Genomic DNA, 23,654 nt, shown 5'->3' with positions numbered 1-23,654 from the left:
GAATTTTATAACTTTTATTGTTCCCTGATAAGAAATGCAACAACACTAAAAATAACTTTTGCTTTTAATCCTCCTTTATATTTATTAAATAGGCCTATTCAGTGCATAGGGTTAAATCCTCTATAATTGACTTGGTATTATAGATACTATTTTCTATCTGTTTTCCTTGTCAAATTTATTGAACCAATTTACTATTACAGATTAATGCAACCTTAACTACTAATACCATTATAAAGTACAAATTTTGTTAAATAATTAAGTCAGTCATTAAGTATTCTAAAAAAATGCCTTGCCTCTTTTATGTCGAAGCTTTATTAAATAATCTATACTCTAAAATGCGCCTAGCAATGTTACTCTATACTTTAGACAATAATATAAAAAATAAGCGAGACTACTTATGCAGGATTCGCTTTTCTTTCGTTTGGGAAAATTAATTTATAAACTTAGAATACATATTGTATGGCTATGGATAATTTCAATTATCCTTTGCCTACCTTACTTGCCAAATATTATGAAACCTTTTAAATCAACAGGTTTCATCGATGCCACATCGAGTAGTGCTAAAGCAGAAAATTATTTAAATAATAAACTTGGTTTAAGCTCTAACCAGATATTAGTCCTTTATACAAGTGAAAAATGGATAGCTTCGGACAGCCGTTTTAAAAAGGCCATAAAGAAATCTTTATCGGGCTTAAAAGACTTACCTATTAACTATGAAATTATTCTTCCTGAGGCTAATAAAAAACAAATTTCTAAGGATAAACACACCGCCTATGCAGTTATCTTTTTTGATAATAATCAAATTATAGATAAAAAATTAATTAAAGATCTAGAAAACACTATAAAAACGCCACCCAATATGACCATGCAGCTTGGCGGTGAAGCAATTTTTGAGGAAGTCATACACAAACAAACTCAAAAAGATCTCTATAAAGCAGATTTGGTTGCCGCACCTATTTCAATAATAACTCTCATTTTAGTTTTCGGCACTTTAATAGCAGCCTTTATTCCAATTGTGCTGGGTGGGGGTTGCGCTCTTATTATTCTCTCTTTATTGTATTTTATTGGCCAAACTTACAATCTATCCATATTTACTATTAATATTGCTCTCTTATTGGGTTTATGTTTATGTCTTGATTACTGTCTTTTTATAATTAGTCGCTTTCGCGATGAATTAAGGAAAAATAAAGCCATAAGGCATGTTATTGCTACCACCATTGCTACTGCTGGTAAAGCTGTTTTTTTTAGTGGCTTAGCTGTCTTTATTAGTCTTAGCGCGTTACTTTTTTTTCCTATAAATATCTTAGTCTCAGTTGGCGTAGGCGGCCTTACAGCTGTATTTATTGCTGTGTGTATAGCAGTTATCCTTCTACCAGCCATTCTTGCCATACTACGAAATGGAATAAACTATTTATCTGTACGCATTACACAAAGAGAAAAAGCCTCTCTCGCTTGGCGATGGCTAGCTAAAAAGGTCGTTAAAAGACCTTTAATATTTTTTTTACTGATCTTAAGTTTTTTACTGCTCTTAGGCTATCCTTTTTTAAGCGCTAAATTTGGAATTTCTAATTTTCGTATTTTGCCTAAACACTCACAAGGCCGAGAGTTTTTTAATGCCTACATTGATAAGTTTAATGAACAGGATTTAACACCTATTTTATTAATTGTCACCAGTCGAAAGGACCCTATTCTCTCTAAAGCTAATATTGGTAAATTATATGATTTGGTCGCAACACTTAAAAAAAATCCATTAATTGATCATATTAATAGTATTGTAAGCACCCGTGACAGTTTAAAAAAATCGCAGTATCAGACTTTATATAATACAAAAAGTGCCTTAGATACAGAATCGATTAAAAGCTTATTGGCAACAACGACAACGAAGTATGCTACAGTTATCAATATCATCAGTAAATATGATGCAAATTCAAAGGAAACTAAAACACTAATTTCACAATTACGGGCACTTAAGCCTCCGGCTGGGTTGGATTTCCAGCTAACAGGAGGACCGGTTAAAAATGAAGATGTTTTAAATAAAATATATAGTCTTTTTCCATATGCCGTTTTATGGATTATAGCTTTAACCTATCTAGTTCTACTTATCCTATTACGTTCCCTATTTCTGCCCTTTAAAGCTATTTTAATGAACATTGTCAGTCTATGTGCCAGCTACGGTGTATTAGTTTTCATTTTTCAGGAAGGACACTTGCAACAATGGCTTAACTTTGATCCACAAGGTAGTTTAGATATTAGTTTATTGGTTATTATTTTCTGTGCTCTCTTCGGCTTCTCCATGGATTATGAAGTCTTTTTGCTCACTCGAATTAAAGAATATTATGAACAAACCAAAGATAATGAAAATAGCATTATTTTTGGTATAGAAAAGAGCAGTAAGATTATAACAAGTGCAGCACTGATCGTAATTTTTCTTTGTGGCTCGTTTATGGTAGCTGATGTGTTAATGGTTAAGCAATTTGGGCTAGGAATTGCTGCAGCTATTTTTGTTGATGCTTTCTTAATTCGTACTCTCCTAGTGCCAGCAACGATGGCTCTAGTTAAACCTTTAAATTGGTATTTACCTCAATGGCTAGAAAAAATTCTTCCAAGATGGTAGCCATATAAAACCAATTAAACTTGCATCAATTTTTACCTGTTCATTCCCGCCTAGGTTAGAATGAACAGTGCAGGTAAAAATTTTTCTCTAAGACGAATACCATCTAATTTTTAAATTTAACGCGAGCTGAATCGAGCATAGTGTGAACCTCATCAGCTATCAATCGATGCGCTAAGGCTGTTGGGTGAACCGGGTCAAAAAATAGATAACCTTCGCAAGTTTCATCGACTGTTGCCGATTTAGCAGCCATCAATAAGGTAGAATTTTTTGATACCTCATCAATTAATACGTCATAGCAGGTGTCAACCGTATTAGTAAAACCATATTCTTCGGGAGACTCTAGCAGTTTATTAACCATTCTATCGGTATCAAAATACAAAAATTGGACAGTAGGATATTTTACTTTAAGCTCACGTAAAGAAGCCCCTAATAGCTCATTGTGATGATTTGATAACCTGGTTAACTTTTCCTCAGCTTTTAACTGCCTTGCTGCAGGACCTTTTCCCAAATCAGGTAAATTTAAAAGTAATATATGTTGTGCTCCAGCTTTAACTAGTTGTTCAACACCTGAGGTAATACCATTAACAACTATCGTATTAGCTTCCTCTTCATTCTCAGGTAAAGCTAGGTAATTATTACCTCCAATCCATATAACAAATAAGCTTTGCCCGCTTGCTTTATTATTATGACTTAATAAATAAGTATTAATTTCACGGTTTAATGTAAAGAGTATGTCATCATCAGCGGCATTATCAGAGATTGCTGCACCACCAAAGGCATAATCAAGTAGATGCAAGTTAACTTGGTTAGGAAAATAGGAGTTTGTAAGCTGTTCAATCCAAACCGGACCATTTGTAAAACGTCCCTTATAATAGGGCGGTGATTGGGGGATACGATGACGCATATATTCGTACAAATTTCCGTTATCTGATAAGCTATCTCCAAAAACGACCACATTATTCAACCCACTAGCGTTTACCAATGTCGAGAAAAGCAGGACAAACATAGCCAAAAACACTTTCATTAGTAAGCCCTTAATAATTAAATTAATAATGAGGCCTGATTATAGTATGAAAGATCTTGGTGAATCAATTTATAGCTTTCCTACTTTAAAAGGACTTAATTAGATTTAACTCCATAAAGTTAAATAGTTACGGTCATGTGAATTAAAAAGGATAAGTAAACTTTATTTATCAGTACTTAAATTAATTCTAAAAAAAGTATTTTTCAGGCGTAAAATTAAAGCTTAATAGGGTCCTATTAAGCTTTAACTAAATTAATATAACGTCTAGAAACCAGCGCTAAACGTCGTATAACTGGAAGAAGGAGCAGGTGTCGTCATAAACTGTTGTCTAACCACTTCCGCTAACAATGCCTGCATAATAAATTGACTAATAATTGCTTGCATCACTGGAGCATAATTAGACTTAGTAGTATGAGAGGTATATGACTGTTGATCATCCCCTCGATAACTAGCGCTTTGTGGTCTAGGTGTAGGTCTAGGTCTAGGCTGTAGCGCGGCATTTATAACAGAAATGAAAATTAATACATTTAATGCTTCCTCAGATAATGCTTCTTCAGAAATTGGTGCAGACTGCTTAGAAGAAGGCCCTTGAGAAGGTTCTGGAGATGTGTTAAAAAATGTAGGCTGTTGTTGCTGTTGTCGGCGTGTATACCATGCACGAGGGATATCTTCTTCTTTAGCAGGTGCTGGATGTGGCTGTGACTGCTGCCTACTAAAAGAACTCGCATTATCTGCTCTACCTCTTGCCTCAGCAGCGGCCCTTGCCGCAGCGGCGGCCTCAGCCCTTTCCCTTGCTAACTGCCCATCATACGTTGCACGTAACTTTGCATCACTTAAGATACCATAAGCTTCACCAACTTCTACAAATTTTTCCGCGGCATTTTTATCTCCATGATTCTTATCAGGATGATACTTTAATGCTAATTTTTTATAAGCTTTTTTAATGTCCTCGAGTGGTGCTTTTTTATCCACTCCTAGAATTTTGTAATAATCTTTAGGCATATTAAGTTTCCACAATTAACTGTTCTATTATTTTATCAAGCCAAGATTAAGGAAAGATTAAAAGTTAATTAATTATTCATTTTTTAGATAAGAAAAATTCTCAGGTGACTTGCCAAGATGATATTTCCTTTATCTCTATGTAATAAGTAATTAATTTTAATGACTTATTTTTGCCATGAATTCCTTTAAATAAAATAATCTTATGTTAGGAGTTTAAATAAAGGCTAATGCTATATATTGATAGTAAGCTCTATTAATAAGAAAAATTGTGGCTACTTAGCTTTAATTTACATTTTATTACAGGCTAATCAAACTAACTTTTATTAATTCTACCTATTTTCAAAATCAAATAACTTATGTTCTAAGTATCCAGAATTGTACAAACTTCTCCCGGTAAAATTAGATAAACATACGGATCAAATTTTATCGTGAGATTTTAGTATGTATTCTATCCCTTGCCTTAATATTTTTATCTTCAGCCTCAACAGCCTTAGTAAAACTTTCAGGAAGATACGCTTTATTATTTTCAATGATTTTCCCTAATTTACCATCTCTTAATGCATCTAGCATTTTAGATGAAAAATCTACTGGAGAGCTGTTTTTTGGATCTAGTGCCTTAAGCATCATATTTACAGCATTTATTTTAGTCTCGGCATCCATCCCGGTAAACCGTCCCCAAAAAGTTCTATAATGATTCTTATTATAAACGCCCCCTTTTGTTGCTTCATCTTCACGTTCTCTCTTATATTTCTCTAACGCTTCCTAAACTCCTGTCTTGCAGGCTCATGGTGTATAACTTTAGCACCCTCAGCTTCATTTAATAGGTCTGACGATTTTAATGGTTCTTTTGAAGGAAAGGTGGCGGGATAGCTATTTTTAAATACATCTTTAGATCTCTCTAATTCTATAAAAACTTGCATTGTATTGAGGGCCCCGTGCGGATAACTAATACCCTGCTGCAAGTATAAGGAGCTTAAATATTTCTGGATCTTAAATAATGTACCCGTTTCTGCATCATCATATGGCTCTGTTAACACCTTTTTTAAATCATCAATAATTTTTATGACATGTCTGTGATTGGGATTCGCTGATTCTAAAGCGTCTAGCCAATTTTTAAATTGATTGTAGTTCATAATTTATCCTAATATCTATTATTACTACAATTATAAAACATTAGTATTAAAATTTTATTAAGTAAGTATGATAATACTATCGCTTTTTCTCCTATTAGGAAGAAAAAGGATAAGTTTTAACTGATTAGTTAGAAAATTAGTTTTTTGCCATAGGTTAGGAATAAATAATACCTTAAGGACTCGCTAAAACATTAAATTATTTATATTATAACCACTTGATTTTATAAGACTACTCGATGAGCCCTGATGTTAAATTTCGAAACAAAATTTTTAATTACCTTTTATGAGTCATTTATTAACGTTCTTAATCCTTTAGAGTTAGAAAAAGCATTAAAAAATTTCCAGGCAACAACAGTTGAACTAAATCATCAGCGCTATAGTGGTATACAAACTTTTAATTTAATAGGCTGGAAATTACACGATGCCGAAAAATTTACAGCTGCAGTTGTTGAATCCTTAGCAAGAACTACCGAGAAATTTATAGATACTGAAGATGTAGAAACTATTTATAATATAACGGAGAAAATACGGGTTGAGTATATTCCTAAACTTGTTAAAAGATTAAACTCAGAAAACCCTTTTTTAGAGTTGCCGAAACAATTAAATCTTAACTTAGAAAAACTACCTAAAAAAGAGAATACTTCGATTTTTAATGAGTACACTTTTTTTGGAGGAGCGGCAGTAGCGATACTAGGTGCTGCTGTTATCTATAATTACAGCCCTCGGCATTAAAACGAAGCTAGTCTTACTGATTTAACATGGATCCCATACAAATGCTGCGCATTTTATGGGATAACATTTGTTTTACTCATGTTAAGAATTAATGACACTTAGCTTTAACTGTCTTCCGCAAACCCATGCCTTATTTAAATCTTGAAAAACTTCTTTAGGCATTCCTTTAGGTAATCTTACTGTCGAATGGTCATCATGGATTTTAAGTCCAGTAATAAAACGGCTTTGTAACCCTGCTTCATTAGCAATAGCACCTACAATATTTCCTGGTTTAACACCATGAACTCGCCCTACTTCTAGGCGAAATAATTCTTGAGGCATATCTTCAAAGTGTTTTGAAGAAGCTTCACGCGGACTGCGTCGATTCTTCTTAGCTGAACGTTCGTTAAAATCTTTGGACTCTTTAGAGTTTACACGCTCTCTAGCACGTTTGTCTTTACCTACACTAACTGACTTAGGTAACTCAAACTGCCAAGGTTTATCTTTATTAATTAATAATGCTAGGGCAGCAGCCACGTCAGCAGCTGCAACGCTTGGGTTTTGCTCTAAGAAAGTATCAATGATTTTACGATATTGAACTACATTCTTATGCTCAAGCCTATTACTAATACTGGCTAGGAAGCGCTGCTGTTTTGCCTGTTGAATCATCTGATCATTAGGAACTGTTATTTTTTCTATACGTTGGCGAGTATGGCGCTCAATATTATTTAAAATTCTCGTCTCACGCGGGCTCACAAACAAAATAGTCACGCCACTTCGTCCTGCTCGACCTGTACGGCCAATACGATGAACATACGTTTCACAATCATGTGGTACATCATAATTAATGACATGCGTAACTCGTTCAACATCTAAACCGCGTGCAGCAACATCTGTAGCAACTAGTACATCAATCGCGCCTTGCCTAAATTGAGCAACAATTTTTTCTCGTAGAGCTTGCGTAATATCACCATGAATAGCCATGGCTCGATGCCCCTGTTTTTGCAGACTATCCGCAACGTCCTCAGTAGCACTTTTAGTACGCACAAAAACGATGACACCTTGATAATCCTCTACTGCTAAGATACGCAATAAAGCGTCAGGCTTTTGGGCGGGAGAGGCAAATAGGAAGCGTTGCTCTGTACTTTTTACTGTTGCCGTTTCAGAACGAATTTCGATAGAAATTGGATCAACTAAATAATTATTAGCAATTTGGCGAATACGATGAGGCATTGTTGCCGAAAATAATGCAATTTGCTTTTGTTCGGGTAGTTTGGAGAAAATTAGCTCAATATCCTCAATAAAACCCATTTGTAACATTTCATCGGCTTCATCAAGTACAAAAGTTGATAAATGGTGAAATTTTAAGGTGCCGCGATCAATATGGTCTAAAATTCTGCCGGGTGTACCTACTACAATTTGGGCCCCTTCCCTTAATTGTTTTAATTGTCGTGAATAATCTTGTCCACCACATAAGACAGAGACGGTAACTCGTTGATATTTACCTAATGTTTTAAATTGTTCAGCAACCTGAATGGCTAACTCGCGCGTAGGCGCTAAGATTAGCGCTTGAGTAACTGCTAAGCTAGCATTTAAGCGCTCTAAAATAGGTAAAGCAAACGCTGCTGTTTTGCCTGTGCCTGTTTGGGCTTGGGCAATAATGTCACGGCCCTCTAACATCCGTGGGATAGTTTGAGCTTGTACTGGTGAAGGGGTTTGAAATTTCATATCCTCTAATGCGTTCAATAAAGGAGCTGATAAGTTCAGCGCTGCGAAATTTACTAAATTGTCTGTCATAAATCTTCCAAATGATGTAGCAATAGCTTAAGTAATGTAAAAATTGCTCAGTATAATAACAAAATAAACAAGGGCTTGCACGGATTTTCAATAATAGATGATGGTATAGCGGCTCTGCGGTTTATTTTATTGCGAATTGTTAATTATTATATCACAGATCTCCATATATTTAAATTTGTCTTCAAATATACTTTTATCAATCAACACAAATTGACGTAACTAAAATGAAAACTAATCTATTAACGATAGTCTCGCCCACTAAGCTTTAGACAAGGCGTAAGTGATTGAGGCGAAAGAGTGTATATTAAAATACATGACTTAAAGCCGAGTGAACTTGCAACGTTGTATAAAGCTTAGTAGGCGAGGCTATATAATAAACTGCTCCAACTTCAATTGAAGTTGGATTCCTACAAAGTCTAAATATTTTCTATTTATGTATAAACTTAAAGCAACGCCGCTAATCGACATGCTTGATCTATAGCATGACGGGCATCAAGTTCTAGCGCCTTAAAAGCACCGCCGATTAAGTGAACGTTGCAGCCTTCTTCACGTAAAGGCTCAAATAATTCGCGTAATTCTTCTTGGCCAGCGCAAATAATGACTGAATCAACTGCTAAGAGCTTAGGCTCATCATTTATGCGAATATGTAAGCCTTCATCATCAATACGAACATATTCAACGCCAGAGAGCATTTGTACACTTTTATGCTTAAGACTTAATCGATGTATCCAGCCCGTTGTCTTCCCTAAGCGTTTTCCTAGTTTTTCTTTTTTGCGTTGTAGCAAAAAAACCTCGCGTGGAGATTTCTCAATGATAGGCGGTTTTATTCCTCCTCGATGAGTGACATTAATATCAATTCCCCATTCATTATAAAATTGTTCTAAAGGTGATGCCTGTGATTCATGCGTTAACCACTCAGCTACATCAAAACCAATACCGCCTGCACCAATGATGGCAACTCGTTGTCCAGGAATTTTGCGTCCTTCAATAACATCGACATAGCTCATGACTTTAGCATGATCAATTCCAGGAATACTTGGCGTGCGTGGCTTAATGCCTGTAGCAAGTACAATTTCATCGTATTCTTTTAATAACTCAACCTTAGCTGCTGTATTTAGATGAATATCTACACCAAATTTTTCTAATTGATGAGTATAATAATTAATAGTATGTTGAAAGTCTTCCTTGCCTGGAATAAATTTAGCTAGATTAAATTGTCCACCTAGTATATCTTTCTTTTCAAATAGAGTCACTTCATGACCTCTTTCAGCAGCGACAGCTGTAAAAGCAAGACCGGCAGGACCTGCGCCAACTACAGCAATTTTTTTAGGATGATGAGCTGTTTGATAAATTAATTCTGTCTCATTACAAGCCTGAGGATTAACTAAACAAGAAGCCGTTTTGTTAACAAAAACCCGATCAAGACAGGCTTGATTACAAGCAATACAAACATTAATCGCCCTACTATCACCGAGTCTTGCCTTTTCTGCAAAACGAGGATCAGCTAGAAAAGGTCGTGCCATTGAAACCATATCAGCTACCCCCTCTTCTATTAACTTATTGGCTATTTCGGGGGTATTTATTCGGTTTGAGGTCACAACAGGAACTGTGACTTCAGGCTTAAGACGTTTAGTGATTGCGGTAAATGCTGCTGGAGGAACCATTGTAGCGATGGTAGGAATACGAGCTTCGTGCCAGCCAATGCCGGTATTAATAATTGTTGCGCCTGCTTGTTCAATGGCTTTTGCTAAAAGAATAACTTCTTCCCAGCTACTGCCATCGGCAATTAAATCTAACATTGAAAGACGATAAATAATAATAAATTGCTCACCGACTACCTCCCGAATATGTTTGACCACTTCGATAGGGAACTTAATGCGATTTGCGAAACTACCGCCCCATTCATCAGTACGGTGGTTAGTATGCGTTACAGTAAATTGATTAATTAAATAACCTTCACTCCCCATAACTTCTACGCCATCATAACCAGCAGATTGTGCTAATTTAGCACACCTTCCAAAATGTTCTATGGTTTTTCTAATCCGCCGCTTACTCATTTTCCAAGGTGCAAAAGGACTAATTGGCGATTTGATTGGGCTTGGGGCGACAATAAACGGATGATAGCCATAACGACCTGAATGCAAAATTTGCAAAGCAATTTTTCCACCTGCCTCATGCACTGTTTGGGTTACCAATTCATGTCGCTGCTGTTCTTTTCGTTTAGTAAGCTTTGCTGCAAAAGGCGCAAGCCGACCTGAACGATTAGGTGCAATGCCACCTGTAACAATTAATCCCGCTCCCCCTAATGCGCGCTCTCTATAAAAAGCAGCTAAGCGTTGTAACCCTTCTTTATCTTCTTCCAAACCTGTATGCATCGATCCCATTAATAGCCTATTTTTTAATTGAGTAAACCCTAAATCTAAGGGCTGAAATAAGGCTTTAAATGGCGTATTATCAATTTTCAATTCCATGTAGTCATCACCTAAAACTTAATCGTTTGATTAAAATCCTATTTTTAAACACAATAGATTTCTTGCAAAACTTAATCATCAATACTTCAAAAAAACTCTAGTATAAAGCACTCTATAAAAGTTACTTAACGCTTTTTAATGTTTTTATGAGACTTCTTTCAAAACTCGCTGCAAGGAGCCAAGTTGTAGGTTGCGCCAGCGCACAGAAGTGAAATGTACGTACATGAGGATTCAAACACTGCCGCGGCTTGCAACTTGACCGTTACAGTAGCGCTTCCAAAAAAGTCTAGTAATTTCAATCTCATTTACTTATCTTAGCGCTGCTGATATAGCGAGAGACGGACGTGGTTGTCTAGCAATAAACGCGCCGGCTAGGGCAATAACGCCACCCACAAAGGACATAGCAGATGGTTTCTCACCTAAGAGCAAAAAACCTAATGCCGTTGAGCACAATGGTAAAGCATAAGTGTAGATAGATGCTTTAGAAACTGGCACATTTGCAAGGACATAACCCCAACATAAATAAGCAAGTGCTGCGGAAAAAATACCCATGTAGACGACTACGAGAGTTGCCTCAAAACTAGCTTTAAAAAACTCCTGTCTTAAATCAGAAAGAAAATATAATAAAAATAATGTCCCCCCCCAAATTACCCAAGACGTAACAACAATTGGATGATATGTTTTTAAATAGTAGCCTTGAGTAATGTTATAGATTGCGCTCATTATTGTTGAAACAAAGACAATTAAGACACCTTCTATATGTATAGCAGTATTTCTACCACTTAGTGCTATTAATAACAAACCAAACATACTAATACCCACGCCCACCCAAATTCCAAAGTGAGTATGTTCCTTAAAGAGGATAATAGATAGAAGAATTGTTAACACCGGATTAATACCAATTATAAAACTAGCAATACCTGCTGAAATGGTCAACTCACCTATATTTAAGCAAATATTATAAATACCAATTGCACCTACGCCAATTAGTAATAGCTGTAGTCGAATTAACCAAGGAATTTTATTTTTATTTGGTAATCTTAAATAAATAATTCCCATACAAACAGAGGCAACAATAAAACGCAGTAATGCTAAAGGCCCTGGTGTATAACTTTCTAAGCTAAAACGAATTCCAACAAATGCTGATGACCAAAGTAATAGAGCACATACTATAGCACAATTAACTTTCTTCACATTCCACCATCAGCCTCAATTTAATCGTTGTTAATTTTAACTTAAAGCTAGCTATAGTACCTTACTTTTTTTTATAAAAAGATCCCAGTCAGTAATCTATTTTGTCTATGAAAAATAACATTATAGGTTACATTAAGACTTATAAAGTAAATAGCTGAATTTTATAAAGTTAAGTCCATAGTTACGAAGTAATGTTCGTCGTCTTAAGTTTTTGTTTCCATCTAATATAAAGATTATCTTGAAATACTATAATATCCTTTTAAAATAAAGTAATTCAGTAAAATTTTTAAATTGTATAATTTAAGATATAAGTTAAACACTGATAAGCTATTCTAAATCTATTAGTATAAGGAAATTATGAAAAGATTAACCAGCCTCTTTCTAACTTCACTGTTCTATACAACTGTTCATGCCGGTGAGCTAAGTACAACAATCTATGCAACTAATAATCCCAAAACATCACTTGGTAAAATAACCTTCACTGATACTCAGTATGGTTTATTAATCAAGCCGGACTTAACGGGCTTGCCTACAGGCGCTCATGGTTTTCATCTTCATCAACATGCTAACTGTGGGGATGCTGGAATGGATGCAGGCGGACACTTTGATCCCAAAAATACCAAAAAACATCTGGGCCCCTATGGCGACGGTCACTTAGGTGATTTACCCGTTTTATTTATTATGGAAGATGGGAAAGCAAATACGCCTTTGCTTGCTCCGCGTTTAAAAACCAGCGACCTCTCAGGCTTAGCAGTCATGATCCATGCCGGCGGTGATAATTATTCTGATAATCCACCTTTAGGTGGCGGAGGCGCTCGCATAGGATGCGGCGTTACTAATACATCTGGTGAGAAAACTACATCAGCAGAGTAACTTTTTCCTATTAATGATCCCGTACTAGAGTAAATCTACATACGGGATACTTTCTTATTATAAATTAAGGCCTATATGCGTGCTGTGTATAACAGCAGCAATCCGCCCTACACGGGCTAAAGCTTGTGCTGAAAGACCATGCTCTTTTAAATTGCGGCAATGCGAACTGATACATGCACTGCAGCCATTTAATATTGATACAGCTAATGACATGACTTCAAACGTTATTTTATCGATACCCGGATTCATCATTCCTTGCATACGTAATCCGGCCGGGATGTGATTTAACTCTGGCTGCTCGCTCAAATGGATAAAGCGATAATAGATATTAGTCATAGCCATCAAGCTTGCAGCCAATTTTGCCACATCTCGTAAGGATTGTTCGGTTTCAAACTCAGCTTCTAGAGATTGAGTTAATACTTTATTACCTATGTGATAAGCAACGGCTAAAGCACTTCCTACAATTTGCTGAGCTGTAAGGCCATCCGTTTGATTTAGATCCATTACCTTACTTAGATTTATACGAGTATCTTTAGCGAACTCAGGTAACTTTTCTTTAATTTGCTCTAACATAAATCAAATTCCTTAAATCAAACATGGATAGTTTCTTCACCTTTTTTCCAATTACAAGGACATAATTCATCGGTTTGCAACGCATCAAGTACACGCAATACCTCTTCTGGATTACGACCAACATTTAAGTCAGTAACCATAACGAAACGAGTTATTCCATCTGGGTCCACGATGAAGGTAGCACGTTGTGCAACACCTTCGTTAACATCTAGGATACCTAAGCTCTGTGATAATTCTCTTTTAACATCAGCAAGCATAGGAAACGGTAAATTATTTAACTCAGAATGTTGATTGCGCCAAGCTAAATGCACGAACTCACTATCAGTGCTAACCCCTAATACTTGAGCATCGCGATCAGCAAACTCTGAATTTAATTTACCAAATCCAGCTATTTCAGTAGGACAAACGAAAGTAAAATCTTTTGGCCAGAAAAATACAACAAGCCATTTACCTTTATAAGTCTCATTCGAAATACTAGTAAAAGCACTATTCATATCATTGCTAACAGTAGCCTTTAGATTAAATTGCGGAAAGGGTTGACCTACAGTAATCATTTGATTCTCCTTTTATTAATGAATTAATTTATTTATTAAACTGTAGTGAATCTTTTTAAATAAGTAAAATCGATTATAATTATCAAAACGATTACTTTTAACTATTATAATTTATTACTAACCTTGCTACTGGTTTTCTCACAATAAACGATAGAGAAATTAAACCTATAAGACTAAAAACAATAGCAGGAATAGCCAAGGGTAAGGTAGAGCTTACCGTTTTATTTATTAAAAAGTAACCCGCCACGCCTGCAAATAAAAATCGGGAGGATCCTATGGCCGCTGCAGCTGTCCCTTTTGCTTTATCAAAGGGATTCATAGCCCCGCCTGCGCCAGCACCCATGCAAAAGGTGCCGCCTGTACCTATAAATAGCATAGGATAAATAAAATTATAGACACTTAATCCATAAAATAAATACCATATTGCCATCCAAGTACCGCCTATTAAAGTAATTAAATACCCTAACAAACATGTTCTAATTATTCCTAATCGCTCAACGATTATACCGCTTAGAAAACTTCCTAATAACAAAGAAATCCCCATGAAACAAAAATAAAAGCCATATTGAGTCTGGGGAATCCCTAAACAGCGAATGATTAAATAAGGGGAAAGAGCGCAAAATAAATATAAATAAGAATGACCAATGGAAGAGGCCATATTAAAGATAGTAAAATCACGATTATGCAAAACAAACCAATACTGACTAACAAGATTTTTTGATAAAGATACGCGCCTAGAGGAAGGTAGCGTTTCTTCAAGCCATAAGCCCAGAGTAAAAAAGGCACTAAGTGCAACAAGTAGTAGACTCCAAAAAGTTGACTGCCAACCTAAATAATAATCCAAATAACTACCAATAAAAGTCGCAAATATAGGCGAAAAAGAAATCATGCCATTTAAAAAGCCGTATGCTCTTGCACTCTTTTCATCCGCATAAAGGTCTCTTACGATGGCAAAGCTAATTACCATCATGCCACAAGAACCTAGTGCCTGAATAATTCGATAGAAGAATAGTTCTTTAACATTGACAGCGAAACCGCAGCAAAGCGATCCAATAGCAAAAAAAGCAATAGTCCATAAGGCTATTGTGCGGCGACCAAACTGATCAGAAATAGGTCCTATAATTAATTGCATTAACCCTGCACTTAACATAAACCAGTTTAATGTCTGTAACATTTTAGTGTCTGTGGTATGAAATACCTCAGTAATATGCGGTATTGCAGGTACGTAAACATCCATCGCAAGTGGTAAAGCCAGTACCATAGGAGTAAGGGCAAGGATTAATTTTATAAACATGGCATCCTCAAAAAAATAATCTTATATCTTTTACTAGCCAATTTGTAGTTTTTTTATAAAAATGTTATTAAACTAATAGAGATTGCATTATAACGTATTTATTGCTGAAATAAGTGGTTAAAATTAAATCTAATAGCTCAGGAGACTAGTCATGTCTAAACAAGAAAAAATTTGTCGAATTGTTCGTTATGTAACAAAGAATGCTACCTGGCGAAAAACTTGCTGCCATTTTCAATGAAAAAAACAACCTTAGATGAATTACTTCAGTATGAAAATCAGCAAGTAATTCATTATTTTTGTCATCATAATCCTAGCCTTTCATTTGAGCAAGCTCATGAATTGTTTAAAGATCTTCTTGCATGGATGTGGCTTACTATGCTGCGAAAATCATCAAAACGTCATACTTATCTCTTTGGACCTTTGTTGACTTTAGATGAATTATGGCATGCATTTATTTTACATACTCGCGACTATACAAATTTTTGTGAGAATTACTTTGGTCAGTATTTTCACCATGATATTGAGCCAATTAATCAGGAGTATGAGTTAAACCCTGATGAATTGGCTGATTTTATTGAAGATTGCTTCACCTATCTAGGCGAAGCGTGGGTCGAGCGATATTTTTCTGATGCTTTTGCTTAAATCAAACTAAAACAGCTTTTAGATATAAAACCCTATTAAGAGCTTATACTTGACTATTTAATACACAAAGTTCTTCTTCTAATAAGTCATCTTCATGAATACTAATCCCAACAATAGAAAGCTGTTTTTGTGACTTCCTAAAGAAAGAGGGATCCACTCTTTTTTCACTTTCTACAGTTCTTTGCGCTTTTACCTTACTTAATGATTGCTCTATACATTCTTGCCACCGGCCTGGTGTTCTTATTGTCTCAACTAGCTTGTCATCAAATATACCGTTACTTCCCGGCGGCTTTTCTACCGTAAATACCATACATGGCCCTGGAATAAAAGAATTCAGTGTCTCTTCAGATTCTATTTGACTGCGCTCTATCGCTTTAAAATTTGCTGTAGCAGTACCTTTTGTATTAAAATTTATTCCTTCCAAAGTATGGCCTAACATTCTTTTCACAGCATCGACTGTTAAGGAAAGAGATTCACACTCTCCACAAAAGTAATGAATACCCTTATTACTATATAAAGTAATTCTATTACTACCAAACAAACATGTTTCTGGCGTTACAGTCCAAGAAGTTGTTGACTGTTTGCCATCAACATTTGTATATGTGTTTTGATAAACTTGACTTTCTTTCTGAGGATCGAGTGCAACCTGGTTTCTCTTTATTATAGATTGTACACTACTATTCATTTTACCATGATCACCATTGGCAACCCGGGTTCCTGAAGGTTGACCGAAAAAGAATACCTGAATTTTTTTTTGTGCCCCATTTTCTTCAAGCACACCATTGTAGCCTACATAAGCATGCGTCATAGATTCTGGTTTAGAATTTTCTGCAGATACACTCCCACCTTGATCAGTCGATGTAGTCGTTGTCTGGCTAGAAGAGGATGAGCCTAAAGATTGCGTATGAGTTTTTATTTCTTGTAAGAAAAGAGGGTTGCTTTTATCATTTTTAACCTGGCCAGCCATAAGAAGGGTGCCATTTTCATCTAGCATAATATAGCTAAGACAACAGCTAAATCCCCTTATATCCTTAGGTTGATAAAACTGGCCTTCTACCCCCTTTGTTGGCCACCTAACAGGGCTCGTGGCCGAAGGAACAGTATTCTTCTTCTTTTCTGCGCCTGGTAGATTTTGATTTAAAGAAGAATTAATTTTATTACGTTTCATGATAATTAGATAATGTTTGATATTGATTAAATTCTACCTCTTTAGTATTAAGAAAATATTAACTGGTAGATTTTATAGCAAATACTTTATTTTAAGGGAAACGATAGATGTCATAGCAATTATTAACCTTTACGAAGATCTCACAAAATGAGCTGACAACGCTAAAGTAGATTAAATATATTACTATATCGACAAGATCTTATATATAACGTATTATCTTTAAATCTTAAATAAAGATAGAACGTCTTAAAACCGACTTATTTCATTTTAACAAACGCAGTAGGCCTATTACCTATAGGTAAACTTAACTTTAATATAGTTGAATGCACGTGCAACTTATTAAAGTGAGAAGAGTTTTACAGAAAGCTTAGAGTATTAACTTAGTATAGGTGTCTCTTTTTGAGAAGCGAGTTTTAATTCTTTGGAGTAAAGCGATGACAGCTGGGCATATGTCGGCCTCCTTTGCCAGACGATTGCCATTAGTATTAGGCAATCAACAGATACCAAAAGTCTATTATCGTTCTAAATTATTTATTGTTTCATTCACCGCTAACCCTTTAGTAGCAGCAGCAGGACCCTTACTTTCTCTTTTAGAGCGGCTGTGCATTAGTCCTTCAATGCCACCTGTTCAAAATATTAGAGAAAACATAGAGCATGAACTACGAGCTTTTCATAGCCGTCTAGATGGAAAAGCTTACACAGAAGAATTTGATGCACTAGCTCACTATCTTTTATGCGCTACTATCGATGAACTTTTAGGTAAAAGCTACCTCCGTTTATATGGGCGACCTGCGGAATTTCAAGCATTTACACCTTCATCCTATGACAACGTAGGTCCAGAAGAACGCTTTTTCGATATCGTTAATTATATTAAGGAAAGCCCTAATCAATACTTAGACTTAATTGAACTTGCTTATTATTGCCTTATTGCTGGATTTGAAGGGAAACAACATCAAAAAGCAGATGGACGATTAATATTAGATAATATGATTGAAGAATTATTTCAGCTCATTCAGAAATATCGGGTTAATAAGCCATGCCATCTCTTTAAAGATGCAAAAAAAGTATCAATCCCTAAACAAAATTATAAATCCATTTTAATAATAAGCTTAGGTTTATTAAGCATTCTAATAACAAGCTATGTAACTAGCTATTTTATATTAGATAGTAAAGCCAAAGCAGTCCAATTTGGGCATGCTGTAATAGCAGAACTGGGTAATTAATGGATAAGTCATTAGAAGCTTTATGTGAGGCTTTAAAACGAATTGGCTCACAGTTAAAACCTCAAAATAAACCTATTTCGTTTATTCTTGTAACAGGAAAAAGGAATCAAGGAAAAAGTGCTTTTTTAAAACAGAGCTCCCTTAAGCAATATACCGTAGACCCAGAAAATAACGCTCAATTTTTTTACAACGATCTAGGTATTATCTTGGAACTTGGTGAAGCATGGCTTAATCAAAGTGAAAATTTATTAACTTTTAGTTTAAAAAAATTAAATCGCTGTCTTAAAGGCATTAAAATAAGTGGCATTATCTTATGCATTGATAGTAGCGAGCTTTTCTTAGCTGAACCTTTAACTCTTCAAGAACAATGCAAAAGGCATTCCTTATTGCTTGAAAATTTTGCTAATGCGCTTGACTATCCTATTGATGCTGCCTTGATGCTCACAAAATTAGATACTCTAGCTGGTTTTGCTGAATTCTTTCAATCTGAACATGAAATTGATTTAAAAAAACCTTTAGGCTTTTCGCTTGATGTAAGAAAAGAGCGTACTAAATTACTTTCTCAATACAATCATCGGTTTGATCAGATGATAGAGGCGCTTGGACAGCAACTTATTAATAAGTTACATCCTGCCCGCTCAAGTTTAAAACGTACTTTAATTCGTGAATTTCCGCTACAGTTAGCAGGTTTACGTGCCCCTATTCAAACAGTACTACAAAATATCAACCATAATCTAATAAGCCTACAAGCTATTTATTTTAGTAGTGCTGAGCAAGGTGGTGTAAGCGTTGACAGACTTAACAAAAAAATTCAACATGAATATGCTCTTACTGTACAAGATAAATTTCCTCAATCGACTAATTATCGCGCTTACTTTATTGAGGGAGCTATTCATTCATTTCAAATACAAACACAATATCATTTGCCTCAACTAAGTAGAAAGCAGCACATCACTATTGCTGCAACTGCAGCTGTAGCTAGCTTACTTTTGGTGGGTTTAGGCTATCAATATTTTAAAACCTATAGATTATTAGATGAGGCAAGCAAAGAACTCATTGCTTATGAAACCCTAACAGGCCAAGCTAATAAAACATCCGCTCTTTATCATTTATCCTTAGCAGAAAATAAATTAGATTTAATTCCTAAAGGTATATTGCAGGTCTCTGTCATTAATCAGCTTAAAACAAAACTACATAAAAACACTAGGATTAAATTACGTTATAACTTTTTAGCTGATTTAATCACAAGCCTTGAAGAAACCTTAACTAATCCATCTCAGACACAATCTGCACGCTATCAAGCATTAAAAATTTACCTTATGCTTGGCGAGGCTAAGCATTTTTCAGAGGCAGAGATACATCAATGGTTTAATCAATATTGGCAAAGTACTCACTCAACGCAGCTTGATGATACACAAGAGATATTATTGAAAAAAGCTCTGAAACAACCTTTTCAGGCACTTCCTATTAATCTGCAATTAGTTACCGATGCAAGAAATTATTTAAATGCTTTACCGGTAACTTATTTATATTATTCTCTAGCTAAAAGTTATTTTCCCAAACAAACTTTATCTATTAATTTAAAAGGTTTTAATTTATCTAGTAAAGAAATTCCCATTTACTTTACTAAAGAAGGATTTAAAAAAATTACCGCTTCTTTGCCCAATATTGCCCAAAAATTACAACAGGAAAATTGGGTCTTAGCTCGGCAAGATTTAAGTACATTATCTACTCAATTAGAACAAGCCTATCATTTTGATTATGTTACCTGGTGGCAAAATTTTATTAAGCGAACTCAACTTGAACACTATCAAAATTATGAACAAGCGCGTCAACTTATACAAATTTTGCAGCAGACAAATGCAATCACCCACCTACTGACATTCATACAACAGGAAACCAGCCCTGAATCAGATCAGCAATTTGCACTTTTTAATCAAAAAATTGCCAGCCAGTTTACACCTTTGAACTTAATCTCTGCGTCTGCAACGCAAGAATTTACCCAAAATATTGGCGAACTTGAAAAATTATTAACCACACTGTCACTTATTAAAGACAATGGCCAAACTGTTTTTAACCTTACTCGTTCTCGATTTTTAGGTGAGAGTATAGCAGATCCCTTAAGTATGCTTTATAGCAGAGCTAGACAGCTACCTGAACCTGTAGCTAGTTGGGCAAAACAGCTAGCTGATGATGTGTGGTTTATTTTTATAAATGATAGTAAACAATATTTAAATAAAAAGTGGCAAGATAATGTATTTAATCCTTATCAACAAACGATTGCCCATCGATACCCACTAGATTCAATACAAGGGGAAGAAATTTCACTTGCTGATTTTAATAATTTTTTTGCTCCACAAGGGATTTTGAATACTTTCGTAAACAATTATTTAAAAGCTTTTTTAGATACCTCACATGCTGAATGGCGGCCTAAAGAGCTTAATGGTTTTGTTTTACCTATTTCGACAGATTTAATGAACGAACTTATGCGGGCAAATGTCATTAGTAATATGTTTTTTCCAGACAATAATGCAACAAGTAAAATTGAATTTAGTTTACAAAAAATTAATTTAGATCCTGTGGTAGCAAACTTAGAACTCAGTATTGGCCAAACCACTCTTAAAGATACACAAACCAGTGAATCTTATACAAACTTTAATTGGCCTCAAGTCGATGCGAAACTCATTTTAAGCGCTATTGACGGTAACCATTTTGAGCTTGAGGAAAAAGGTGTTTGGGCTTTCTTTAAAATGCTACAAAAAGTCAATGTCCTAGTTGATAGTGCTGATAGTGCCAGCTTACAAATCTTATTTGAAGTTAATGGTAATTCTGGCCGTTATTTACTAAAAACACAAAATCAGATTAATCCTTTTAGCCCAGGAATTTTAGCTGGGTTTAATCTAAAAGAAGAAGTTGCTTAAGTTATTGATAGTTTTTTGCAAAATGCTGTATCTCCTATTCTTTATTAAAACAGAGTATCTTACAAAAAACAAGAAAGTAAACTCTAATTCTCAACCTACTTCAACTATATATCCTGAATAGTATTTAAAAAATGATAATTTATATTAATTACCAACTCCCAACTAATTTCAAACTCTTATCATAGACTGATTAAGACCTATTTATTTAATGACCTAGAAGCCTTGCCCCTTAGACTATAATTAAATTAATTAAGTCCTATTAGGAGGTACTGTTATGCCTAATTTTCAAGTAGCGCACATACAGGGATTTACTCAGGTTGAGGATAATATTGAAGCTATCAAGAAACAAGTTTCTTTACTTAGTTATGGCGGTGGAGACATCCTTTTTAGAGGTATACAGCCAGATGATTTGGAAAAAGGAATGGCAATGATCAATGTTTGGGCTCAGTCGCGTAATCAGTTAATCTGTATTTTTGAATTTAGTGACGATTTCTCTAAACTTAATGCAATATACCCTCAGTATTCTTCTAATAATCGCATCAACTTAGATCCGCCGGTGAAAATTCCAGAGGACATCAGGCAGCGCCTTCAAAAGTGTGAAAGCTTTTTTAGTAGAATTTCTGGAGAAGAGCTAAAGAATAAAAAAAATAAAGAAGAAGAAAGCTTAAGATTACAAAAATGTGCAGAGATAATTACAAAAGTGAGAGAAATTACAGCACATGGTGGTTTTTGGAAGAATGAAAAATCAACAGGATATGTTGAATTTAATAAAATCGTTAATCAAAGAAAATCGCCTGAAACTATTCTAAGCGAGTTAAAAAAGGAAGCCGAAGCAAGAGAAAAAATGCTAGGACCTAAACTTTTTACCCATCGTAGTCCCCATTCAGCAACTTTAATTGACGCTATCCTTAAGGAAAACGTAGAGGCTTTAGACAAGCTTCAAAAATTAGCTTCTTCTTATATCTCAGAGATTCCTGAAGATAAAACTCCTAGGCCAGGCTTGCTCGGGGTAAATGAAGATGACCGTCTCTAACTATAATAGCTTAGGCAGGTGATCCAGCGGTTATCTGCCTATATAGGTTTAACTTAAGTTGAGTTCAGTAAAGTCTTTATAATGTGAAGTTTAAGATTAATTATCCTGTATCTAGATCTTAACTGCCCTTAGCCTTTATAACTTTTTATCTCTCTTTTTACTATTAGCTTATATACTAAATGAGTTGTCTAAAATTAACTTATTTAACTAATTATTACTATTTTATCACTACAGAATGTGCTTTATAATTGACTAATTGTTTAACCTGAGATTTTATGTTAGCTGAGCTTATTCTTAATAAAGATGATGAGTATTTTTTAGCAATTGCTAAACAAGGATATCATAGCTTCTTAATGTTAGGTGTTATACAAAATAACGTGCCTAAGTTGTTAGCTAGAGTGGGCAAGACAAATGATATTGATCCAGATATAAAACATCACTTTAAATTTCTATCTAAAAACTTAACTTCAGGCACCCTAGCAAGACTTGCTGATGAAGGAATTACACGCAGAGGTTACAAAAAAGATTCTATTGCTTATCAAGCTTATTCAATTGATTTTGAACAAATGAAAGAATTTTTAGCACTGATTGCTTATATTGAAGAAAGACAATTAGCTAATGAAGAGATTAAAACAGCTTTAAAGAAAACTTACAAAACAGCGTTGAAAGTAGATAGAGAAGTCATTCAAGCCTATGTTCCTATCAAAGAAAATGTCTCAGGTACGCTTAATGCAACGCCTAATCAGATTGTTTTTGAATTAAAAAAATTAAGGGAATATGATAGTCCCACAGCAGGCTATCTTCAAGATTTAAAGCAAACTAATAGAATTGTACAGGAAATGAAACAAATTAATGTTAGCCATACTTGCCGACATAGCGCTGTAGATATTCTGGAAGCTATACTCCATTATAAAACAGACACATCTAAACAATTTTTTATTCCCCTTTCTTATCGCACACGATTAAAAGGTGGTGTTCCAGATAAAGAGTCTTTTTATATTCTTCCCCCTCCGCCTGCAATTTATAAAAATTTAACTAACTATCAAATTAAAGCTCTTAATAAATTATATGAACGATTAAAAAAAATACCTAAATTACATAGTAGTGATCCTAGAACAAGGATGAAATTTGATGAATTAAAGACGCTCTACAAAACAATCGCAGGCACATCTAGAATAAGTGCGCCTGGTTTGCTTTTAGAAATAGTAAAATTTGAAAATAACAAGAAAGATATTTTATTTAAGCAGCGCTCAAATCATTTTATTAGTTTTTTTACACCTCATTCAGCAACGGAAAAGGCTTTGCAAAAAATAAAAGTTAATTTGGCAAAAGAGGACAATAGCTATTCTACCGAAAGTAACTTAAACCCTATGCAGCACTTAAGCTTTAACTAATGCAGGAAAACCAAATTTAAGCGGTAAGTAGAG

General features: G+C 34.9%; 19 protein-coding genes. 8 read left to right on the top strand and 11 right to left on the bottom strand.

Annotated features, from left to right (window positions below; all coding sequences use genetic code 11):
• The first annotated feature begins 511 nt into the window (after window positions 1-511).
• Window positions 512-2,614 carry an MMPL family transporter gene (locus ACQUW5_RS03790; RefSeq protein ID WP_444989880.1) on the top strand — a complete coding sequence of 701 codons (2,103 nt, stop codon included), beginning with the start codon at window positions 512-514 and terminating at the stop codon, window positions 2,612-2,614.
• 103 nt (window positions 2,615-2,717) lie between these two features.
• Here ACQUW5_RS03790 and plaA read toward each other — a convergent pair whose 3' ends face one another.
• The 4 genes from plaA to ACQUW5_RS03770 all read right to left on the bottom strand — a co-directional run bounded on the left by plaA (window position 2,718) and on the right by ACQUW5_RS03770 (window position 5,773).
• Window positions 2,718-3,638, bottom strand: coding sequence for a GDSL family lysophospholipase PlaA (plaA, locus tag ACQUW5_RS03785; RefSeq protein WP_444989879.1), 921 nt, complete (start codon window positions 3,636-3,638; stop codon window positions 2,718-2,720).
• Between the two features lie 264 nt (window positions 3,639-3,902).
• The gene (locus ACQUW5_RS03780; RefSeq protein WP_444989878.1) at window positions 3,903-4,640 is read right to left on the bottom strand and encodes a J domain-containing protein; all 738 of its coding nucleotides are present in this window, start codon (window positions 4,638-4,640) and stop codon (window positions 3,903-3,905) included.
• A 423-nt stretch (window positions 4,641-5,063) separates the two neighbouring features.
• Window positions 5,064-5,300 carry a hypothetical protein gene (locus tag ACQUW5_RS03775; protein ID WP_444989877.1) on the bottom strand — a complete coding sequence of 79 codons (237 nt, stop codon included), beginning with the start codon at window positions 5,298-5,300 and terminating at the stop codon, window positions 5,064-5,066.
• 92 nt (window positions 5,301-5,392) lie between these two features.
• Window positions 5,393-5,773, bottom strand: coding sequence for a hypothetical protein (locus ACQUW5_RS03770; protein WP_444989876.1), 381 nt, complete (start codon window positions 5,771-5,773; stop codon window positions 5,393-5,395).
• Window positions 5,774-6,019: 246 nt separating this feature from the next.
• On the opposite strand from ACQUW5_RS03770, the gene ACQUW5_RS03765 reads away from it, so the two are divergent.
• Complete coding sequence (locus ACQUW5_RS03765; protein WP_444989875.1) at window positions 6,020-6,505, top strand: hypothetical protein; 486 nt, start codon at window positions 6,020-6,022, stop codon at window positions 6,503-6,505.
• An 81-nt stretch (window positions 6,506-6,586) separates the two neighbouring features.
• Here the strand turns inward: ACQUW5_RS03765 and ACQUW5_RS03760 are convergent, their stop codons facing one another.
• The 3 genes from ACQUW5_RS03760 to ACQUW5_RS03750 all read right to left on the bottom strand — a co-directional run bounded on the left by ACQUW5_RS03760 (window position 6,587) and on the right by ACQUW5_RS03750 (window position 11,946).
• Window positions 6,587-8,281: a DEAD/DEAH box helicase gene (locus ACQUW5_RS03760; protein ID WP_444989874.1), complete on the bottom strand. Its 1,695-nt coding sequence runs from the start codon at window positions 8,279-8,281 to the stop codon at window positions 6,587-6,589.
• 443 nt (window positions 8,282-8,724) lie between these two features.
• Window positions 8,725-10,752, bottom strand: coding sequence for an NADPH-dependent 2,4-dienoyl-CoA reductase (locus tag ACQUW5_RS03755; protein WP_444989873.1), 2,028 nt, complete (start codon window positions 10,750-10,752; stop codon window positions 8,725-8,727).
• 309 nt (window positions 10,753-11,061) lie between these two features.
• Window positions 11,062-11,946 (bottom strand): DMT family transporter, encoded by an 885-nt coding sequence (locus ACQUW5_RS03750; protein ID WP_444989872.1) that lies wholly within the window; start codon window positions 11,944-11,946, stop codon window positions 11,062-11,064.
• A gap of 357 nt (window positions 11,947-12,303) precedes the next feature.
• Between ACQUW5_RS03750 and ACQUW5_RS03745 the strand changes: the two genes are divergently transcribed.
• On the top strand, window positions 12,304-12,819 hold the full coding sequence (locus ACQUW5_RS03745; protein WP_444989871.1) for a superoxide dismutase family protein: 516 nt from the start codon (window positions 12,304-12,306) through the stop codon (window positions 12,817-12,819).
• A 57-nt stretch (window positions 12,820-12,876) separates the two neighbouring features.
• Here the strand turns inward: ACQUW5_RS03745 and ACQUW5_RS03740 are convergent, their stop codons facing one another.
• The 3 genes from ACQUW5_RS03740 to ACQUW5_RS03730 form a co-directional block, all read right to left on the bottom strand.
• On the bottom strand, window positions 12,877-13,392 hold the full coding sequence (locus ACQUW5_RS03740; RefSeq protein WP_444989870.1) for a carboxymuconolactone decarboxylase family protein: 516 nt from the start codon (window positions 13,390-13,392) through the stop codon (window positions 12,877-12,879).
• Between the two features lie 17 nt (window positions 13,393-13,409).
• Entirely contained in the window at window positions 13,410-13,946 is a 537-nt protein-coding gene (locus tag ACQUW5_RS03735) for a peroxiredoxin (protein ID WP_444989869.1), read from the bottom strand.
• Between the two features lie 97 nt (window positions 13,947-14,043).
• The gene (locus tag ACQUW5_RS03730; RefSeq protein WP_444989868.1) at window positions 14,044-15,240 is read right to left on the bottom strand and encodes a multidrug effflux MFS transporter; all 1,197 of its coding nucleotides are present in this window, start codon (window positions 15,238-15,240) and stop codon (window positions 14,044-14,046) included.
• 234 nt (window positions 15,241-15,474) lie between these two features.
• Between ACQUW5_RS03730 and ACQUW5_RS03725 the strand changes: the two genes are divergently transcribed.
• On the top strand, window positions 15,475-15,882 hold the full coding sequence (locus ACQUW5_RS03725) for a UCP032817 domain-containing protein (protein WP_444989867.1): 408 nt from the start codon (window positions 15,475-15,477) through the stop codon (window positions 15,880-15,882).
• Window positions 15,883-15,925: 43 nt separating this feature from the next.
• Here ACQUW5_RS03725 and ACQUW5_RS03720 read toward each other — a convergent pair whose 3' ends face one another.
• Complete coding sequence (locus tag ACQUW5_RS03720; RefSeq protein ID WP_444989866.1) at window positions 15,926-17,050, bottom strand: hypothetical protein; 1,125 nt, start codon at window positions 17,048-17,050, stop codon at window positions 15,926-15,928.
• Window positions 17,051-17,484: 434 nt separating this feature from the next.
• On the opposite strand from ACQUW5_RS03720, the gene icmH reads away from it, so the two are divergent.
• The 4 genes from icmH (at window position 17,485) to ACQUW5_RS03700 (ending at window position 23,621) form a co-directional block, all read left to right on the top strand.
• The gene (gene icmH / locus ACQUW5_RS03715) at window positions 17,485-18,273 is read left to right on the top strand and encodes a type IVB secretion system protein IcmH/DotU (protein WP_444989865.1); all 789 of its coding nucleotides are present in this window, start codon (window positions 17,485-17,487) and stop codon (window positions 18,271-18,273) included.
• Complete coding sequence (gene icmF / locus ACQUW5_RS03710; protein WP_444989864.1) at window positions 18,273-21,194, top strand: type IVB secretion system protein IcmF; 2,922 nt, start codon at window positions 18,273-18,275, stop codon at window positions 21,192-21,194. The genes icmH and icmF overlap by 1 nt, the downstream gene beginning before the upstream one ends.
• A gap of 274 nt (window positions 21,195-21,468) precedes the next feature.
• Window positions 21,469-22,227, top strand: a complete 759-nt coding sequence (locus ACQUW5_RS03705; protein WP_444989863.1) for a hypothetical protein — start codon at window positions 21,469-21,471, stop codon at window positions 22,225-22,227.
• Window positions 22,228-22,502: 275 nt separating this feature from the next.
• Complete coding sequence (locus tag ACQUW5_RS03700) at window positions 22,503-23,621, top strand: hypothetical protein (RefSeq protein ID WP_444989862.1); 1,119 nt, start codon at window positions 22,503-22,505, stop codon at window positions 23,619-23,621.
• Window positions 23,622-23,654: the final 33 nt, after the last annotated feature.

It is taken from the genome of Legionella pelazae (assembly GCF_052527395.1).
Note: the sequence above shows the minus strand (reverse complement) of the source record. Positions and strands in the feature narration are given on the sequence as shown.

Bases quoted from the DNA above. Each gene is read 5' to 3' on its own strand.
- ACQUW5_RS03790 (WP_444989880.1), top strand. From the start codon at position 512: ATGAAACCTTTTAAATCAACAGGTTTCATCGATGCCACATCGAGTAGT.
- plaA (WP_444989879.1), bottom strand. From the start codon at position 3,638: ATGAAAGTGTTTTTGGCTATGTTTGTCCTGCTTTTCTCGACATTGGTA.
- ACQUW5_RS03780 (WP_444989878.1), bottom strand. From the start codon at position 4,640: ATGCCTAAAGATTATTACAAAATTCTAGGAGTGGATAAAAAAGCACCA.
- ACQUW5_RS03775 (WP_444989877.1), bottom strand. From the start codon at position 5,300: ATGGATGCCGAGACTAAAATAAATGCTGTAAATATGATGCTTAAGGCA.
- ACQUW5_RS03770 (WP_444989876.1), bottom strand. From the start codon at position 5,773: ATGAACTACAATCAATTTAAAAATTGGCTAGACGCTTTAGAATCAGCG.
- ACQUW5_RS03765 (WP_444989875.1), top strand. From the start codon at position 6,020: ATGTTAAATTTCGAAACAAAATTTTTAATTACCTTTTATGAGTCATTT.
- ACQUW5_RS03760 (WP_444989874.1), bottom strand. From the start codon at position 8,281: ATGACAGACAATTTAGTAAATTTCGCAGCGCTGAACTTATCAGCTCCT.
- ACQUW5_RS03755 (WP_444989873.1), bottom strand. From the start codon at position 10,752: ATGGAATTGAAAATTGATAATACGCCATTTAAAGCCTTATTTCAGCCC.
- ACQUW5_RS03745 (WP_444989871.1), top strand. From the start codon at position 12,304: ATGAAAAGATTAACCAGCCTCTTTCTAACTTCACTGTTCTATACAACT.
- ACQUW5_RS03740 (WP_444989870.1), bottom strand. From the start codon at position 13,392: ATGTTAGAGCAAATTAAAGAAAAGTTACCTGAGTTCGCTAAAGATACT.
- ACQUW5_RS03735 (WP_444989869.1), bottom strand. From the start codon at position 13,946: ATGATTACTGTAGGTCAACCCTTTCCGCAATTTAATCTAAAGGCTACT.
- ACQUW5_RS03730 (WP_444989868.1), bottom strand. From the start codon at position 15,240: ATGTTTATAAAATTAATCCTTGCCCTTACTCCTATGGTACTGGCTTTA.
- ACQUW5_RS03725 (WP_444989867.1), top strand. From the start codon at position 15,475: ATGAAAAAAACAACCTTAGATGAATTACTTCAGTATGAAAATCAGCAA.
- ACQUW5_RS03720 (WP_444989866.1), bottom strand. From the start codon at position 17,050: ATGAAACGTAATAAAATTAATTCTTCTTTAAATCAAAATCTACCAGGC.
- icmH (WP_444989865.1), top strand. From the start codon at position 17,485: ATGACAGCTGGGCATATGTCGGCCTCCTTTGCCAGACGATTGCCATTA.
- icmF (WP_444989864.1), top strand. From the start codon at position 18,273: ATGGATAAGTCATTAGAAGCTTTATGTGAGGCTTTAAAACGAATTGGC.
- ACQUW5_RS03705 (WP_444989863.1), top strand. From the start codon at position 21,469: ATGCCTAATTTTCAAGTAGCGCACATACAGGGATTTACTCAGGTTGAG.
- ACQUW5_RS03700 (WP_444989862.1), top strand. From the start codon at position 22,503: ATGTTAGCTGAGCTTATTCTTAATAAAGATGATGAGTATTTTTTAGCA.